Annotated in this window: 16 protein-coding genes; 9 read left to right on the top strand and 7 right to left on the bottom strand. The window is 65.9% G+C overall.

Annotated features, from left to right (window positions below):
- Positions 1-131: 131 nt before the first annotated feature.
- On the top strand, positions 132-452 hold the full coding sequence (locus tag RXV90_RS08295; RefSeq protein WP_316648076.1) for a hypothetical protein: 321 nt from the start codon (positions 132-134) through the stop codon (positions 450-452).
- On the opposite strand, the gene RXV90_RS08300 is transcribed toward RXV90_RS08295, so the two are convergent.
- Positions 377-1171, bottom strand: a complete 795-nt coding sequence (locus RXV90_RS08300; RefSeq protein ID WP_316648077.1) for a hypothetical protein — start codon at positions 1169-1171, stop codon at positions 377-379. The two genes, RXV90_RS08295 and RXV90_RS08300, sit on opposite strands and share 76 nt — an antisense overlap.
- A 191-nt stretch (positions 1172-1362) precedes the next feature.
- On the opposite strand from RXV90_RS08300, the gene RXV90_RS08305 reads away from it, so the two are divergent.
- The 4 genes from RXV90_RS08305 to RXV90_RS08320 all read left to right on the top strand — a co-directional run bounded on the left by RXV90_RS08305 (position 1363) and on the right by RXV90_RS08320 (position 5313).
- The gene (locus RXV90_RS08305; RefSeq protein ID WP_316648078.1) at positions 1363-2094 is read left to right on the top strand and encodes a hypothetical protein; all 732 of its coding nucleotides are present in this window, start codon (positions 1363-1365) and stop codon (positions 2092-2094) included.
- Positions 2095-2131: 37 nt separating this feature from the next.
- On the top strand, positions 2132-3040 hold the full coding sequence (locus RXV90_RS08310; RefSeq protein WP_316648079.1) for a haloalkane dehalogenase: 909 nt from the start codon (positions 2132-2134) through the stop codon (positions 3038-3040).
- Positions 3041-3167: 127 nt separating this feature from the next.
- A complete protein-coding gene (locus RXV90_RS08315) occupies positions 3168-4958 on the top strand; it encodes an adenylate/guanylate cyclase domain-containing protein (RefSeq protein WP_316648080.1) in 1791 nt (596 codons plus the stop codon).
- 136 nt (positions 4959-5094) lie between these two features.
- On the top strand, positions 5095-5313 hold the full coding sequence (locus RXV90_RS08320) for a tautomerase family protein (protein ID WP_316648081.1): 219 nt from the start codon (positions 5095-5097) through the stop codon (positions 5311-5313).
- Positions 5314-5319: 6 nt separating this feature from the next.
- On the opposite strand, the gene ribD is transcribed toward RXV90_RS08320, so the two are convergent.
- Complete coding sequence (gene ribD, locus RXV90_RS08325) at positions 5320-6408, bottom strand: bifunctional diaminohydroxyphosphoribosylaminopyrimidine deaminase/5-amino-6-(5-phosphoribosylamino)uracil reductase RibD (RefSeq protein ID WP_316648222.1); 1089 nt, start codon at positions 6406-6408, stop codon at positions 5320-5322.
- Positions 6409-6443: 35 nt separating this feature from the next.
- Complete coding sequence (nrdR, locus tag RXV90_RS08330) at positions 6444-6911, bottom strand: transcriptional regulator NrdR (protein WP_316648082.1); 468 nt, start codon at positions 6909-6911, stop codon at positions 6444-6446.
- A 170-nt stretch (positions 6912-7081) separates the two neighbouring features.
- On the opposite strand from nrdR, the gene RXV90_RS08335 reads away from it, so the two are divergent.
- Both RXV90_RS08335 and RXV90_RS08340 read left to right on the top strand, forming a co-directional pair.
- Positions 7082-7753 carry an SDR family oxidoreductase gene (locus RXV90_RS08335; protein WP_316648083.1) on the top strand — a complete coding sequence of 224 codons (672 nt, stop codon included), beginning with the start codon at positions 7082-7084 and terminating at the stop codon, positions 7751-7753.
- Entirely contained in the window at positions 7753-8667 is a 915-nt protein-coding gene (locus RXV90_RS08340) for a polysaccharide deacetylase family protein (RefSeq protein WP_316648084.1), read from the top strand. Before RXV90_RS08335 ends, RXV90_RS08340 begins: the two co-directional genes overlap by 1 nt.
- 381 nt (positions 8668-9048) lie before the next feature.
- On the opposite strand, the gene phaZ is transcribed toward RXV90_RS08340, so the two are convergent.
- Positions 9049-10311: a polyhydroxyalkanoate depolymerase gene (gene phaZ, locus RXV90_RS08345; protein WP_316648085.1), complete on the bottom strand. Its 1263-nt coding sequence runs from the start codon at positions 10309-10311 to the stop codon at positions 9049-9051.
- A 126-nt stretch (positions 10312-10437) separates the two neighbouring features.
- Between phaZ and RXV90_RS08350 the strand changes: the two genes are divergently transcribed.
- Both RXV90_RS08350 and RXV90_RS08355 read left to right on the top strand, forming a co-directional pair.
- A complete protein-coding gene (locus tag RXV90_RS08350; RefSeq protein ID WP_316648086.1) occupies positions 10438-12252 on the top strand; it encodes a PHA/PHB synthase family protein in 1815 nt (604 codons plus the stop codon).
- A gap of 146 nt (positions 12253-12398) precedes the next feature.
- Positions 12399-12848 carry a Phasin gene (locus RXV90_RS08355; RefSeq protein ID WP_316648087.1) on the top strand — a complete coding sequence of 150 codons (450 nt, stop codon included), beginning with the start codon at positions 12399-12401 and terminating at the stop codon, positions 12846-12848.
- 49 nt (positions 12849-12897) lie between these two features.
- Here RXV90_RS08355 and RXV90_RS08360 read toward each other — a convergent pair whose 3' ends face one another.
- From RXV90_RS08360 to RXV90_RS08370, 3 genes are read right to left on the bottom strand one after another with little or no spacing between them, the layout of a single operon-like run.
- Positions 12898-13686, bottom strand: a complete 789-nt coding sequence (locus RXV90_RS08360) for a DUF1194 domain-containing protein (protein ID WP_316648088.1) — start codon at positions 13684-13686, stop codon at positions 12898-12900.
- Positions 13683-14405, bottom strand: coding sequence for a DUF1194 domain-containing protein (locus RXV90_RS08365; protein ID WP_316648089.1), 723 nt, complete (start codon positions 14403-14405; stop codon positions 13683-13685). Before RXV90_RS08365 ends, RXV90_RS08360 begins: the two co-directional genes overlap by 4 nt.
- Complete coding sequence (locus RXV90_RS08370) at positions 14393-15025, bottom strand: DUF1194 domain-containing protein (RefSeq protein WP_316648090.1); 633 nt, start codon at positions 15023-15025, stop codon at positions 14393-14395. Before RXV90_RS08370 ends, RXV90_RS08365 begins: the two co-directional genes overlap by 13 nt.
- Positions 15026-15039 lie beyond the last annotated feature (14 nt).

Below are 15039 nucleotides of genomic sequence, written 5' to 3' on the forward strand. Positions count from 1 at the left end.
GGCGGCCCGCGACAGGCAAGAAAGCCTGAAAGCACAGGCAATCTCGCATCACACTGGGCAAAGACCGGCATCGAGGCCAGTCCCGCGACCCGGCCGCACCCAATCGCGAGGAGGTCAAAAGGCATCTGGCAATGTTCCTGCTACCCCTATCGGCGGCTCTCGTCTGCGGATCGGTGGCGCTTGCCGCCGGATCCGGCGATCACAGCCACGGCACGCCCGCTCCCGACGAAATGCTGGAAGCCATGCGCGACATGCATGCCGGACACGATCACGCCCACGATTTCGAGGCGATGAAAGGGATCTCGGAGGCGGAAATCCCTGAGAAATTCGGGCTTCTGATGCCCCGAGGCGACGGGCGCATGGAGGGCCGCACGCCTCAGCGCGCGGCCCGGATATCCCGCGCAATCTCGTCGAACAGCGTGCCGAAGGGTGATCCGATCCTTATCTCTTGAAACGTTTTCATCGCCGTCTTTGCGTCGATCCGGCGGTTTTTCACCGCGATGCGCGTCACCTTGCCCTTCACGATATGCTCCGCCGCGTCGAACTTGCCGTCGAAATTCGCGTCATAGAACCAGGCGCTCACCCCGGGATCGATCCGTCCGTTTCCGTCGAGATCCACGCAATCCACTACGAGCGTGTCGAACCGCCCGTCATTGTTGCGGTCGATGGCGTGGTGGCTCCAGTAGACGATCTTGAACGCCCCGCCCTCCCCCAGTGCGCTGCCGCCATTGAACACGATCCAGTCCGGCGTTCCGTCCCCGGCGAGATCGAAGAACGCCCCGAATTCAAGCGTGTGCCCGCCCGCCGCCTTCGGGGTGTAGGAATAGAAATCGGCCGTGCCGTCGCGGTTCCTGTCCTCGACGTTCAGATAGGGATAACCCTTGAAAGTCTTCGTCTTTGCGCGCGCGACGGGCGTCCGAAGGCCCATTTCCCAGAGGCGCAGGTATTCCGCGTTAAGCGCGGTGTGAATCCGCGATCGCCGCCGGTCGTCATAGGGCCCGACTTTCGCGACGATGCGGGGCGTCTTCGAGGCGAGGGTGATGTCGGCGTCGGCTGGGGTGGCGGGCAGAAGCCCGAGGCAGGCCGAAAGAACCGCGACGAAGGCCGCCGCGCCGGCGCGGGCGCCGCCTTTGCCCGGGCCGCCGGATCTTCGGGGGGGGCGGCGTTGCATGATCTTGCTCCTGCGCCTGTTCTGGTCCGGAACAAGCCTAGCCGTTGCGCCGTCCGCCCGTATTGACGGGCCTCAATCGCAAGGCGCGATCCGGCGGGTGCGCACAGGCCCCGGTGCGAATTCCGTTCAACCTGGCGCCGTTCCATGCGTAAGCTGCCCGAACGGCAGTTTCGACAGGGGGACACGAAGACATGCCCGATCATACTCACGACTGGCTCGTGTTTCATCGCGTGCGCTTCGCCGCGCCGCGCGACGGCACCAACAACCCGCTCCCGGGCCCGGCGGGGGCCGATGTCTGGCGCTTCTATCCCGCCTCGCCCTCCGGGCCGAACGGCATGCGCACCAACATCTCGGATGAATGGGGCGGGTTCGGCATCTACCCGAACCGTACGGCGGCGGAAGAGGTGTTCGCGGCGCCGGAACGCCATCTGCCGTTCCTCGCCGACACCGTAGAGGCCTATCACGCCATCGTCGTGCCCTATTCCCATCGCGGCAAGGTGGACTGGCGCGGCACCCCGCAGGAAAACACCACAATCACCCCCGCGCCGGAGGACCCCGGCGGGCCGCTCATGGTGCTGACCTCGGCGGGCTATGATCACGTGGGGCCGGACGACCTGCCCCGCGTGGCAAAGTTCATCCACGAGGTCGACCAGGTGCAGGCCTTCTACGCCACCCTGCCCGACAACATCCGCCGCGCCGTTTACAGCGGCGCCGGCGTCGACGGCCATAACGGGATGACGATCTCGATCTGGCGCAGCGACGCGGCGATGATGGCGGCGGCCTACAAGCCCGGGCATCACCGCGCGCAGATGGAGTACCACAGGGATGTCGGCCATTTCGATTACAGCTCGTTCACCCGGGCGCGGATCGTCGCGTCGCGGGGCCGTTGGGACGGGGGCGATCCGATCCGGGAAATCGGCTGAACCCCTCCGCGGCGAACCAGAACGAGGGACCACATCCATGCCACGTCCAGACGCCCTGCGCACCCCGGCGGAACGATTTGTGAACCTCCCAGATTTCCCGTGGCAGCCGCACTACATCGAGGGGCTCGCGGGGTACGAGGGCCTGCGCATGGCGCGGATCGACGAGGGGCCGGAAGAGGCTGACCACGTCTTTCTCTGCCTTCACGGCCAGCCGTCCTGGAGCTTCCTTTACCGCCACATGATCCCCGTGTTCCTGGAAACCGGCGCGCGGGTCGTCGCCCCCGATCTCTTCGGTTTCGGGCGATCGGACAAGCCGGTGGACGACGCGGCCTACACCTTCACCTTCCATCGGCAAAGCCTGATCGCCCTGATCGAGGCGCTGGAATTGCGGCACATCACGCTGGTCTGCCAGGATTGGGGCGGGCTTCTGGGCCTGACGATCCCGCCCGATATGGGCGACAGGTTCGACAGGCTTCTGGTGATGAACACTGTCCTCGGTCTCGGCGGCGGCAGCACCGAGGGCTTCGACGCCTGGCGCAGGTTCCACGGCGATCATCCCGATTACGATATGCCGGCGCTGTTCAGGTCCTACATCCCGGGCATTTCCGACGACGCGGCGGCGGCCTATGTCGCCCCGTTTCCCGATCCGAGCTACCGCGCCGGGGTGCGCCGGTTTCCGTTCCTCGTGATGACGGAGCCGGATATGGAAGGCGTCGACGTTTCCCGCCGCGCGGCCCGGTGGTGGGCGTCGGAGTGGCGGGGTGACAGCTTCATGGCGATGGGCGAACGCGATGTGCTGATCCCGCCGCGCCTGATGCGGCGGATGCACGAGATCCTCGGGATCAAACGTCCGCCCCTGTGCCTGCCCGAGGCCGGGCATTTCGTGCAGGAAACGCACGGGGGCCATGTGGCCCGCGCCGCGCTGGCTGCATGGGGGGAGGGGTGATCTCCGCGGCGCCCCGGGGTCCAATTCGGGGATTGTCACTGTCGGCGAAGCGGGTAGCGTGGCGTGACGCCCCGCGCCGCGGCACGGCGCATTGGATTTACAAGAGAATTTCTTCGGACAGCCGCCCATGACCGACGAACGACACTCCCGCCGCCTGTCCGCCATCATGGCGGCGGATGTCGTGGGATATTCGCGCCTCATGGCGACCGACGAGGCGGGCACGCTGAAGGAGCTGAACCGCCACATGGAAGGGCTCTTCAACCCCGCCATCGCGCGGAACGAGGGCCGCATCGTCAAGCTGATGGGCGACGGGGCGCTGGTCGAGTTCATGAGCGCGGTGGACGCGGTCCGCTGTGCGCAGGAAATCCAGGAGACGATCGCGGGTGCCGGTGCCCCCGACGGGATCGTCCTCAGGATCGGGATCAACCTCGGCGACATCATCATCCAGGGCGACGATATCTTCGGCGACGGCGTGAATATCGCCAGCCGGATCGAACAGCTGGCGAAGCCGGGCGGGCTGTGCGTTTCCTCGGTGGTGCACGAGATCGTCGATGGCCGCCTGCCGGTCGCCTTCACCGATGGCGGGCCGGTCTCGGTCAAGAACATCGACCGGCCCTTGCGCGTCTTTCACTGGCATCCGGGCGATCCCGCCACGCCTGCGCCCGCCGCCGCCCCGCGCCCCGCGCCCGCCGCTGCCCCGCGTCCCGCACCCGCCGATGCCGCCTGTTCGATCGCCGTTCTGCCGCTCGACAACATGTCGGGCGACCCCGAGCAGGAGTATTTCTCCGACGGGATCAGCGAGGATATCATCACCGATCTCTCCAAGGTGTCGGGCCTCACCGTGATCGCCCGGAACTCGAGCTTCGCCTACAAGGGCAAATCCACCGACCTGCGCGTCGTGGGCCGCGAACTGGGCGTGACACATGTGCTCGAAGGCAGCGTGCGCCGCGCGGGCCAGCGCGTGCGCATCAATGCGCAGCTCATCGACGCCCTGACCGGCGGCCATGTCTGGGCCGACCGCTATGATCGCGATCTGACCGATATCTTCGCGGTGCAGGACGAGGTGACGTTTGAGATCGTGAAGGCGCTGAAGATCTCGCTGTCCCCCGCCGAACGCGCCAATATCGTCGATGTGGGTACCACCGATGTCGCGGCGCATGAGGATTACATGCGCATGCGAGGGTTCCTGTTCTTCCCGGGTATGACGGCGGAGGGGTGGAAGCAGGCGGTGCTTTACGGCGAACGCTCGATCGAGCGCGATCCGAACTATTCCGCGCCCTACGGAATGCTCGCGATGATGCATCTGCTCGACTACCACAATCACTGGTCCGGCCGCCCGTCGGAAGAGGCGATGCAAGCAGCGCACGACTACGCGCACCGGGGGCTCGAGATCGGGCCCGACGATCTCTGGCCCAACCACGCGGTCGCGGTCGTGGCGCGCTGGCAGGGGCACCTCGATCTGGCCATCGAGAAGCTCGACAAGGCCATGGCGCAAAGCGCGGATTACTCGCTGGGCTGGTTCACGCGGGGTGAGATCGAACTGGCGCGGGGCGAACTGAACGAGGCGATCGAACACCTGGAACGGGCGATTCGCCTCGATCCCTCCTTCCGCCATCAGTACATGCAGTTCCTCGCCATGGCGCATTTCCTGAAGGGGAATTTCGAGACGGCGGTGGTGCTTCTGAAGGAACGCGTGTTCCTGGTGAAGGATACCGATATCGGCCGCGCCTGGCTCGCTTCCGCGCTGGGCCATGTGGGGGATCGGGAGGGGGCGCAGGAGGTCTGGGCCGAACTGATGACGATCAACCCGACCTTCTCGATCACCACGCGGATGAAGCGGCTGACGCTCGCCGACCCCGCCCACGAGGCGCTGGTGCTGGAAGGCCTGACGAAGGCGGGACTGCCGGTCGACGGGTAGGGGCAGCGTGCGGGCCCTGCCCGGCGGGCCTCACGGCCCTAGACTCCGGGCAATTGGCGGGAAGGGCCTTCGCCCGGGGCAGTCGAACGGGAGTGGCGGCGCGTCAGGGTGCCCGCATCGGAACAGGAGGGGCGACATGCCATCGATCGACATTCAGGTGCTGGAAGGGGTGTTCTCGGACGAGGAGAAGGCAAGGATCATCGAGAAGGTGACCGACGCCTTCGGCGAGGTGGCCGGTCAGACGATCCGCGACGGCACCTCCGTCCGGATCCACGAGGTCCGAAGCGGTTCCTGGGGCTATGCCGGGAAGGTGCTGACCACCGAAGACGCGCTGGAGATGCGATCGCGGGGGTGACGCGGACTATGCCCCCCGCCGCTCCCACCGGTGCAGCACGTCCTCGCCCACCCGCGACACCTCCCGCAGGCGGTAGCGCGGCGCACCCGCAAGGCTGTCGATCCCCATCGCGCCCAGCGAGGGCTGGCCTTCGGCCCCAAGCGTCAACCCGGCCGTGAAGCCCAGGATTTCGTCCACCAGATCCGCCGCCAGAAGCGAGGCGGCAAGCGCGCCGCCGCCTTCGCAGAAGACCCGCGTGATCCCCTCGCGCCCCAGTGTCTGAAGAAGCGCGCGGGGCTCCAGGTTGCCGCCGGGCCCCGCCTCGGTGCCGATCAGCCGCCCGCCTTGCCCCTCCCAGGCCGCGCGGGCGTCCTCGTTCACCGCACCGGGGCTCGCGTCGACCAGCGCCCAGACCGGGCCCGCGGCCGCCGAACCGATCAGCCGCCCGTCGAGCGGCACGTTCAGATGCCGGCTGACCACCGCGCGCACCGGCTGGCGCACCGCGCCCATCTCCCGCACCGACAGATCCGGGTCGTCGGCCCGTGCCGTGCCCCCGCCCACCAGCACCATGTCATGACGCAGCCGCTCGGCATGCACGCGCCGCCGCGCCTGGGGTCCGGTGATCCAGCGGCTTTCGCCGGTGGCCGTCGCGATCCGGCCATCGAAGCTCGAGGCGAGCTTCAGCGTCACCATGGGCCGCCCTTCGCGCATCCTGAGGAAGAACCCCCGGTGATCGCGCCCCGCCGCCTCGGCAAGAACGCCCGCCGTCACGGCGATCCCCGCCGCCTCCAGGCGGGCGATGCCGTCGCCGGCCACTTTCGGGTTCACATCCTCAAGGGGGATCACCACGCGCGCCACGCCCGCCGCGATCAGCGCCTCGGCGCAGGGCGGGGTGACGCCGTGATGCGAACAGGGCTCCAGCGAGACATAGGCCGTGGCGCCGCGCGCGGCCTCGCCCGCCTGCGCGAGGGCGATGGGCTCCGCATGGGGCCGTCCGCCCGGCGCGGTGCGCCCGCGTCCCACGATCCGGCCATCCCTGACAATAAGGCATCCCACGGCTGGGTTCGGCCAGACCTGGCCCATCCCCCGCGCACCAAGCGCCAGCGCGGCCGCCATGAACCGCGCATCGGCTGCCGCCTCAGCGGGCGCGCTCACTCGCCGTCAGGCTGTGGCGGGCGCAGTTCCTGCACGAAATCCTCGAAATCGTCCGCCGCCTGGAAATTCTTGTAGACGCTGGCAAAGCGCACATAGGCGACCGTGTCGATCCGGGCGAGGCTTTCCATCACGATCTCGCCGATGGTCTTCGACTGGATGTCGGTTTCGCCCATGCTTTCAAGCCGGCGCACTATCCCGGAAATCATCTGGTCGATGCGCTCGGGCTCTATCGGCCGCTTCTGCATCGCGATCCGGATCGACCGTTCCAGCTTGTCGCGGTCGAAATCCTCGCGCTTGCCGTTCGACTTGATCACCACGAGATCGCGCAGTTGCACGCGTTCATAGGTGGTGAAGCGTCCGCCGCAGGCGGCGCAGAAGCGGCGGCGCCGGATCGCGACGTGATCCTCCGCCGGACGCGAATCCTTGACCTGGGTATCGATGTTTCCGCAAAACGGGCAGCGCATCCCGAACCCCCTGCTCTCTGGTCTTCTTGGGGGGCGTGGCCCCCGATCCGCGCTCACTATAGGGGGTCTCCCAGAGTTTGGGTAGACGTGAATTGGCGCTACTAGATCAAGGGTTGGAACCCGTGGCATGAGGGCCGCGTTTGTCCGGGAAAGCAAAGGAGATCAAGCATATGGCACGCACGTTGTTCATCACCGGGGCCAGCACCGGAATAGGGGAAGCGACCGCCCGCGCCGCCGCGACGGCAGGCTGGAACGTGGCGCTTTTCGCCCGCTCGGCAGAGAAGCTCGAGGCGCTCGCGGGCGAGATTGGCGAGGCCGCGCTGGCGCTTCCGGGCGACGTAACCGACCTTGCCCAGATCGAGGCAGCGGTGGCGCAGACGGTCGACCGTTTCGGCGGGATCGACGCCGCTTTCGCGAATGCGGGCCGGGGCGTCGACAAGCCCGGCACCGAAGAGGGCGACCCCGAGGAATGGCGGCAGGTCGTCGACCTCAACATCATGGGGCTGCTTTACACCACCCGCGCCGTGTTGCCCGAGCTGAAGAAGACGAAGGGCACGCTCTTGCTGACCGGCTCGGCGGCCGGGCGGCGGCACATCAAGGGGTCGATCTATGGCGCGACGAAATGGTTCGTCCACGGCTATGGCGGCAACATGGCCGAGGAAATGCAGGCCTGGGGCGGGCGCTGCGCAGTGATCGCGCCGGGGATGGTGGACACGCCGTTCTTTGATGAGGCCAAGCCCGACAAGCTCAAGCCCGAAGATGTTGCGGCGGCGGTGATGCACGCGATCGAGGCGCCCGCGCGGGCCACGATCCGCGAAATCTTCCTGATGCCGACCAACTGATGTCCGCCGGGCCCAAACGCGATTTCATCGGCTACGGCGACGCGCCGCCCTTCGCCGACTGGCCCGGCGGGGCGCGCATCGCCGTCAGCTTCTCTATCAATTACGAGGAAGGCGGGGAACGTTCGATCCTCGAAGGCGACGACCGGTCGGAAGACCGGATTTCGGATGTCGATGTCGAGGCGCGGCCCGCTGCGCGCGATCTGAATATCGAGCAAAGCTATGAATACGGGTCGCGCGTGGGCTACTGGCGGCTCTTGCGCGCCTTCACCGACCGGGGGCTGACTGCGACGGTGAATGTCGTGGGCCGCGCCGCGGAACAGAACACGCTCGCGCTTAAGGCGATGATCGGCGCGGGGTTCGATCTGATGCCCCATGGCTGGCGCTGGATCGACTACGCCACGCTGACCGAGGAGGAGGAGCGCGCCCATATCGCCCGCTCCATCGCGCAGGTAGAGGCGCTGACAGGTGCACACCCCCTGGGCTATTACGCGGGTCTTCCGTCTGTGAACACGCGGCGGCTGGTGGCCGAGGCGGGCGGGTTTCTCTACGACTCGGACGTTTATAACGACGATCTGCCCTACTGGTCGCCGGATCACCCGGGGCTTCTCTTGATGCCCTACTCGCTGGACACGAACGACTCCAAATTCGCCCGCGCCGGAAACGGCTATCAGGTGGGGGCGGAATTCGTTGGCTATCTGAAGGATACGTTCGACGTGCTCTATGCCGAAGGGGCGGCGCGTCCGGCGATGATGACCGTGGGGTTGCATGCCCGCCTGATCGGGCGGCCGGGACGGATCGGGGCGCTCTACAGGGTGCTCGATTACATCGCGGGGCACGACGATGTGTGGATCGCGCGCCGGGGCGACATCGCACGGCACTGGCAGGCGCGGCATCCGGATCCGCGGGCGGGGTAGCTCTAGCAGAGGGGCATAACCCGGAACCTTCCAGAAATCTGATCGCCCCGGCGTGAGGCTGGGTGCGACGTGGAATCGAACGACCGGGTTGCGGGAAAAAACCGAGCCGGTCACAGTTCGGGTCGCCGGCCCACGGTCTGACGATGGCGTGGCCCGTCGAACACTTGCGATCCTGAGATCGCATCTCCTCATTCCGCCAGTGGCCCCGGCAACACCGGCCGCAATGCCCGGCGTCCCCGGTCTGGGCCACCGCATGGCGCCAATCATGAATAATAAGTTTGCCAAGGCGCCGGGTCAGCTTGTCGACACGGCATCATCGCCTGTGTCGAGCGCGGAACGAAGATCAGGCGCGCGGCCTGACCCCCGTGCCCGCTGGCCGGGTCAGGTGACGGCGCTCAGTTTGCGCTTCGCCGGCCCGGCATTTGCATCGATGAAGTTCAGCACGAGCGGGCGGATGTTGTTGCGCCAGCTCTTGCCCGCGAAGATCCCGTAATGGCCCGCGCCGGGTTCGACATGGGCGGCCTTTTTCTCGTCCGGCAGCCCGGTCAGAAGATCGAGCGCGGCAAGGCACTGGCCCGGGGCCGAGATATCGTCTTCCTCGCCTTCCACCGTCTTCACGGCGACCGAGGTGATCTTGCCCATATCCACCTTGTGCCCGTCGACGACGAACTCGTTCCGCGCGATTTCGCGGGATTTGAAGATCCGCTCGACGGTGGAGAGGTAGAATTCCGCCGTCATGTCCATCACGGCGAGGTATTCGTCGTAAAAACGGTTATGCTTGTCGTGGTCCGACGACTCGCCCTTGGCGGTGCGCAGGATCTGGTCGGAAAACGCCTTGGCGTGGCGTTCGGCGTTCATCGACATGAAGGACGACAGCTGCGCGAGGCCGGGATAGACCATGCGGCCCACGCCGGGATACTTGAAGCCCACGCGCTGCAGCGCGAGGTTTTCCAACTGGCCCATCGTCACGCGGCGGCCGAAATCGGTGACGTCCGTGGGGGCGGCGTCCGGGTCAATCGGCCCGCCGATCAGTGTCAGTGTCCGGGGCTGGGCCTCGGGCTCCAGTTCTGCGAGATAGGCGGTGGCGGCAAGGGCCAGCGGCGCGGGCTGGCAGACCGCGATCACATTCGTGTCGGGCCCGAGGTGCCGCATGAAATCCATCAGGTAGAGGGTGTAATCCTCGATATCGAACTTGCCCATCGACACGGGGATGTCGCGCGCGTTGTGCCAGTCCGCGACCCAGACCTCGGCATCGGGCAGAAGCGATTGCACGGTGGATCGGACGAGCGTGGAATAGTGCCCCGACATCGGCGGTACCAGAAGGATGCGGCGCGGCTTCTCCGGACGACCCAGAACCTCGAACCGTATCAGATCGCCGAAGGGGCGCTTCACCTCGCGGTCGATCTGCACCACGTGATCGCGCCCGTCCTGTCCGACCACCGAATTGATGTTCCAGTCCGGCTTCGCGACCATCCGCGAAAACGTGCGTTCCGTCACCTCGCCCCATGCGGCCATCAACTGGAAGGCCGGGTGTGCCACCAGCCCCGTCGCGGGGTATGACGCCATCGCAAGCGCTGTGGCGCCCAACCACTGGTTGGTGTTTCTGATGGACTCGTAAAGGTCGTACGTGACCATATAGCGCATGGTAGTCGCCTTCCCCCGGGATACATCGCCCGGAAATTTCGTCGCTTTGCCCCCAGACGAGCGAGCCGGTACATTGGGGAAGCGGCGGTTCATGCTGCACCTGCAAAATAGCCGGGAAACTTGACGATGACAACAAAAGAAACCGATACCTCGCCGACCGGTGCCGTCGAAATCGGAAATCTTGAGCGTCTGAACGAAAACCTTGCAAAGGTTGAAGAACTCTCGACCCGGCTGATGAGTGCGATCTCACAGAAGAAAACCGTCCCGGCCAGCCTGCAGGGGCCGAGCCAGGATCTCTACATGAAGGCCGCCGCCGCCTACATGGCCGAGATGATGGCCAACCCCTCGAAAATCCTCGAACACCAGATCAGCTACTGGGGCAAGGCGCTGAAGCATTACGTCGAGGCCCAGCAGGTGCTGGCCTCCGGCCGGCTCGAGGCACCCGAGGACACGACGCGCGACGACCGGCGCTTTTCCAACCCGCTCTGGCAGTCGCACCCCTATTTCAACTTCCTCAAGCAGCAGTACATGCTGAATTCCGAGGCGATCGAAGAGGCGATCAAGGGGCTCGAGGGTCTCGACGCGCAGGAACGCAAGCGCGTGGAATACTTCACCCGCCAGATCGTCGACATGTTCAGCCCCTCGAACTTCCTCGGCACCAATCCCGAGGCCCTGCAGAAGGCGGTCGAAACCGACGGCGCAAGCCTCGTCAGCGGCCTTGAAAACCTCGTCAGCGATATCGAGGCGAATGACGGCGATCTTCTGGTGACGCTCGCGGACAAGGATGCCTTCCGCGTCGGCGAAAACCTCGCCACCGCGCCCGGCAAGGTCGTCTACCGCAACCGCCTCATCGAACTGATCCAGTACAGCCCGACGACCGAAACGGTGCACAAGACGCCGCTCATCATCTTCCCGCCCTGGATCAACAAGTTCTACATCCTTGATCTGAAGCCCCAGAACAGCCTGATCCGCTGGATCGTCGACCAGGGCTATACCCTCTTCGTCGTCAGCTGGCGCAACCCCGATCCCTCGATGCGCGACGTCGGCATGGAGGAGTATATCGAGGAAGGCTACCTCACCGCGATCGAAGAGGCCCGGCAGATCTGCGATGTGCCCAAGGTCAACGCCATCGGCTACTGCATCGCGGGCACCACGCTCGCGCTCACGCTCGCCCTGATGCAGAAGCGCGGCGATACCCGCATCAACTCCGCCACCTTCTTCACCACGCTCACCGATTTCTCCGACCAGGGCGAGATCGGGGTGTTCCTCGACGACGATTTCATCGACGGGATCGAGGCGGAGGTGGAACAATCCGGCATCCTGTCGTCCTTCTTCATGAGCCGCACGTTCAGCTTCCTGCGCTCGAACGACCTGATCTATGCCCCCGCGATCCGCAGCTACATGATGGGCGAAAAGCCCCCGGCCTTCGATCTGCTCTACTGGAACGGCGATTCCACGAACCTGCCCGCGAAGATGGCGGTGCAGTATCTGCGCGGCCTCTGCCAGGGCGACAGGTTCGCACAAGGGGGCATCGAATTCTTCGGCGAGACGCTCAAACTCAGCGACGTCAAGGTGCCGGTCTGCGCGGTCGCCTGCGAAACCGATCACATCGCCGCCTGGCCCGCCTCCTACAACGGGGTGCGCCAGATGGGATCGCGCTCGAAAACCTTCATCCTCTCGGAATCCGGCCATATCGCGGGGATCGTGAACCCGCCCTCGAAGAAGAAATACGGTCATTACACCAACCCCGACCTGAAGCTGTCGGTCGAGGAATGGCGCGAGGGCGCCGAACACAACGAAGGCTCGTGGTGGCCGCGCTGGGAAAAGTGGCTGTCGAAGAAATCCGGCGCCCAGGTGAAGGCCCGCGAACCGGGGGGTGCGAATCACCTGATCCTCTGCGATGCGCCTGGAACCTACGTCATTTCCCAGCCAAAGGGCTGAAATCGCTCCATAAATAATTTTCGCTGCAGCGCAGCAAAAGCACTTGAAATGCTGCGCCGCAGCGTGCATATTCTCTGCAGCTGCAAAGGACGCGGGAAGAGCCCGCGGACCACACAGATGAGCCGCAGGAACCAGGAGATACACCGATGGCCAAAGCACAAGACTACACCAAGATGTTCAAAGACATGATGGGCAACTTCCCGGTCGACATGACCGCGATGCAGGATGCCTACAAGACGCAAGCCTCGCTGGCCGAAAAGATGTCGAAGGTTGCTCTCGAAGCTGCCGAGAAGTCGACCGAGATCTCGTCCAAGTGGACGCTCGACACGATCGGCAAGATGGGCTCCGTCGCCACCGTCAAGGAAGAGCCTGCCGACTACGGCAAGGCGATGACCGATTTCGCGTCGGCCCAGGCCGAAATGGCTGCCGAAAACATGGCTGCTTTCGCCGAAGTCGCGAAGAAAGTTCAGATGGAAACCGTCGAGCTGATGCTCGCCGCCGGCAAAGACATCTCCGAAGATGCGACCGCCGCGGTCAAGAAAGCGACTGCCGACGTGACCGCCGCTGCGAAAAAAGCGACCGCAGCCGCGAAGTAAATTCAAGGTTCTGATTTCCGGCCATATACCTCCCTGCCGGAATCATACCTCAGGCGGGTTCTTCGGAACCCGCCTTTTTTGTTGTCCGGTCGGTCGGCGCCGGGGCCGAAGTCCTGATCTCCGGCACGGCGGGCGGGGCAGGGCGCCGCCCCAGCCGCGGCGCCTCCACCTCGCGGATCAGCTTGCGCTTCATCGCCTCCGCATAGGCTTCGAACCCCAGTGCGACCTCGATGAAGGCCGCCGGACCGTGAAGCACGTTCGCCCGGAAATAGGCCGTCAGTTCGCTGATCTCGACCTGCCGTTCATCCCCGATCATCGGCGTCTGGCCGACGACCAGCGCATTCACCGTTATGTCGCCCAACGCCCCGCTGTCGCGCACGGCCTGGGGCAGGGGCCAGTCGTTGTTCTTCCCGTCCCCCGAAACGTCGAGCGTGCGCTTCCAGCAGGCGGGCCCGGTCCGGAACAGCCCCGTCGCGTGCTGCATCGCCGCGCCAAGCCCGGTGGCCTCGGGCGCCGCCGCCCGCCGCCAGCCGCGAAGCCGCGCGGCGACGGCCGCGATCTCGCCCGGCCCGGAAAGCGCCGTCCAGCCCAGCACCTCGCGCTGATAGCCGCTGCCCGACCACTCGAAGATCATCAGGCTGACGGGGGCCTGCGGGATCGCAAGAAGCGCGTTCTGCACTTCCGCATCCTCCAGCGCCTCCGCGATCCCGCCCATCTGAAGCGTGTATTCGGTCGGATCGACCGAGCCCGAGACATCGAGCGCGAGGATCAGCGCCAGACGGCATGCGGCCTCCGCCCCGCCCGGGATCAGCGCGAGGATCAGGGCAAGCATCCTCATCGAACCCACCCGATCAGACGCGGCTGAAGTTCGCGCAGAAGCTTCTTCTGCATGGCGCGGGCGTAATCCTCGAACCCCCATGCGGGTTCCAGAAACGCATCCGGCCCGTGCAGGATCCGGTCGCGGAAATAGGTGGTCAGATCGCGTATATCCGAAAGCCGCGTCGTCTCCGACATGGGCGACTGTCCGATCACCAGCGCATTCACCGTTATCCCGTCGAGGAACCCGCTGTCCTTGACCTGCCGGGGCATGGGAAAGGCGTTGTTGCGCCCGTCGCCCGAAATGTCGATCGTCCGGCGCCAGCAGGCGGGCCCATCCTCGAACCGCGCCGCGGCATAGCGCAGCGCCGCGCCAAGCCCGGTGGACCCGCGCGAGAAGTCACGCCGCCAGCCGCGCAGATGTCCGGCCACGGCCGCCGTGTCCGCGGGGCCCGTCATCGCCGTCCAGCCCAGAACCTCGCGCTGGTACTGGCCGTTCGACCATTCGAAGATCATCAGGTGCACCGGCGCCTGCGGTTGGGCGAAGAGTGCGGCCTGCACCTCCGGGTTCTCGAGCGCTTGCGCGATCCCGCCCATCTGCAGTTCGTATTCCCGTGCGTCGACCGAGCCCGAGATGTCGAGGGCGAGGATCAGCGCCAGCCGGCACGCGGCCCCGGCGCCTCCGGGGATCAGCGCAACTGCGGCGGCGAGGGCGGCGGCAAGGGCCTTCAGCGCAGCCATCCGATCGCCCGGGGTTCCAGCTCGCGCAGAAGCTTGCGGCGCATCGCGCGCTCGAAATCGGCGTAGTTTTCCGCCTGTTCCACGAAGGCGAAGGGCCCCCGGATCACCTCATCGCGGTAGTAAAGCGTCACGCTGGGATCGCCGCCGATCACAAGCCCGTTCACCGTGATGTCGCTGTAATCGAAATACTTGTAGGTGCTTTCGGGCGGGTAGCCGTCGTTGTTCGTTCCGTCGCCCGAGATATCGAGCGTGCGATAGGTGCATTGCGGCGCGGTGCGGAACGCCCGCTGGGCCCAGGACAGCGCATAGCCGATGGCGGTGGGGTAGCGCGTTTCGACCCGCTGGGACGCGGCCAGCCGGGCGATCGCGGCATCGAGATCGGCGGAGGTTTCGATCACCGACCAGTGCAGCATCCAGTCCTGCTGCCACTTGCCCGACCATTCGAAGACGCCAAGCGCCACGGGGCCGGGGCCAAGCATCGCCTCGCGCACCACCGGGCTGTTCAGCGCGGCGGCCAGGCCCTCGCGCTGAAGCCTGTCCTCGGCATCGTCCACCGAGGACGAGACATCGAGCGCGAGAAGCAGCGCCAGCCGGCAGGCCGCCTCCGCGGGCCCCGCCACGAGGCCCGCCAGAA

It is taken from the genome of Ovoidimarina sediminis, assembly GCF_032586175.1.
Lineage (GTDB): Bacteria > Pseudomonadota > Alphaproteobacteria > Rhodobacterales > Rhodobacteraceae > Ovoidimarina > Ovoidimarina sediminis.

Coding starts and splice junctions, on each gene's coding strand:
- RXV90_RS08295 (WP_316648076.1), top strand. CDS start 132: ATGTTCCTGCTACCCCTATCGGCGGCTCTCGTCTGCGGATCGGTGGCG.
- RXV90_RS08300 (WP_316648077.1), bottom strand. CDS start 1,171: ATGCAACGCCGCCCCCCCCGAAGATCCGGCGGCCCGGGCAAAGGCGGC.
- RXV90_RS08305 (WP_316648078.1), top strand. CDS start 1,363: ATGCCCGATCATACTCACGACTGGCTCGTGTTTCATCGCGTGCGCTTC.
- RXV90_RS08310 (WP_316648079.1), top strand. CDS start 2,132: ATGCCACGTCCAGACGCCCTGCGCACCCCGGCGGAACGATTTGTGAAC.
- RXV90_RS08315 (WP_316648080.1), top strand. CDS start 3,168: ATGACCGACGAACGACACTCCCGCCGCCTGTCCGCCATCATGGCGGCG.
- RXV90_RS08320 (WP_316648081.1), top strand. CDS start 5,095: ATGCCATCGATCGACATTCAGGTGCTGGAAGGGGTGTTCTCGGACGAG.
- ribD (WP_316648222.1), bottom strand. CDS start 6,408: ATGGCGGCCGCGCTGGCGCTTGGTGCGCGGGGGATGGGCCAGGTCTGG.
- nrdR (WP_316648082.1), bottom strand. CDS start 6,911: ATGCGCTGCCCGTTTTGCGGAAACATCGATACCCAGGTCAAGGATTCG.
- RXV90_RS08335 (WP_316648083.1), top strand. CDS start 7,082: ATGGCACGCACGTTGTTCATCACCGGGGCCAGCACCGGAATAGGGGAA.
- RXV90_RS08340 (WP_316648084.1), top strand. CDS start 7,753: ATGTCCGCCGGGCCCAAACGCGATTTCATCGGCTACGGCGACGCGCCG.
- phaZ (WP_316648085.1), bottom strand. CDS start 10,311: ATGCGCTATATGGTCACGTACGACCTTTACGAGTCCATCAGAAACACC.
- RXV90_RS08350 (WP_316648086.1), top strand. CDS start 10,438: ATGACAACAAAAGAAACCGATACCTCGCCGACCGGTGCCGTCGAAATC.
- RXV90_RS08355 (WP_316648087.1), top strand. CDS start 12,399: ATGGCCAAAGCACAAGACTACACCAAGATGTTCAAAGACATGATGGGC.
- RXV90_RS08360 (WP_316648088.1), bottom strand. CDS start 13,686: ATGAGGATGCTTGCCCTGATCCTCGCGCTGATCCCGGGCGGGGCGGAG.
- RXV90_RS08365 (WP_316648089.1), bottom strand. CDS start 14,405: ATGGCTGCGCTGAAGGCCCTTGCCGCCGCCCTCGCCGCCGCAGTTGCG.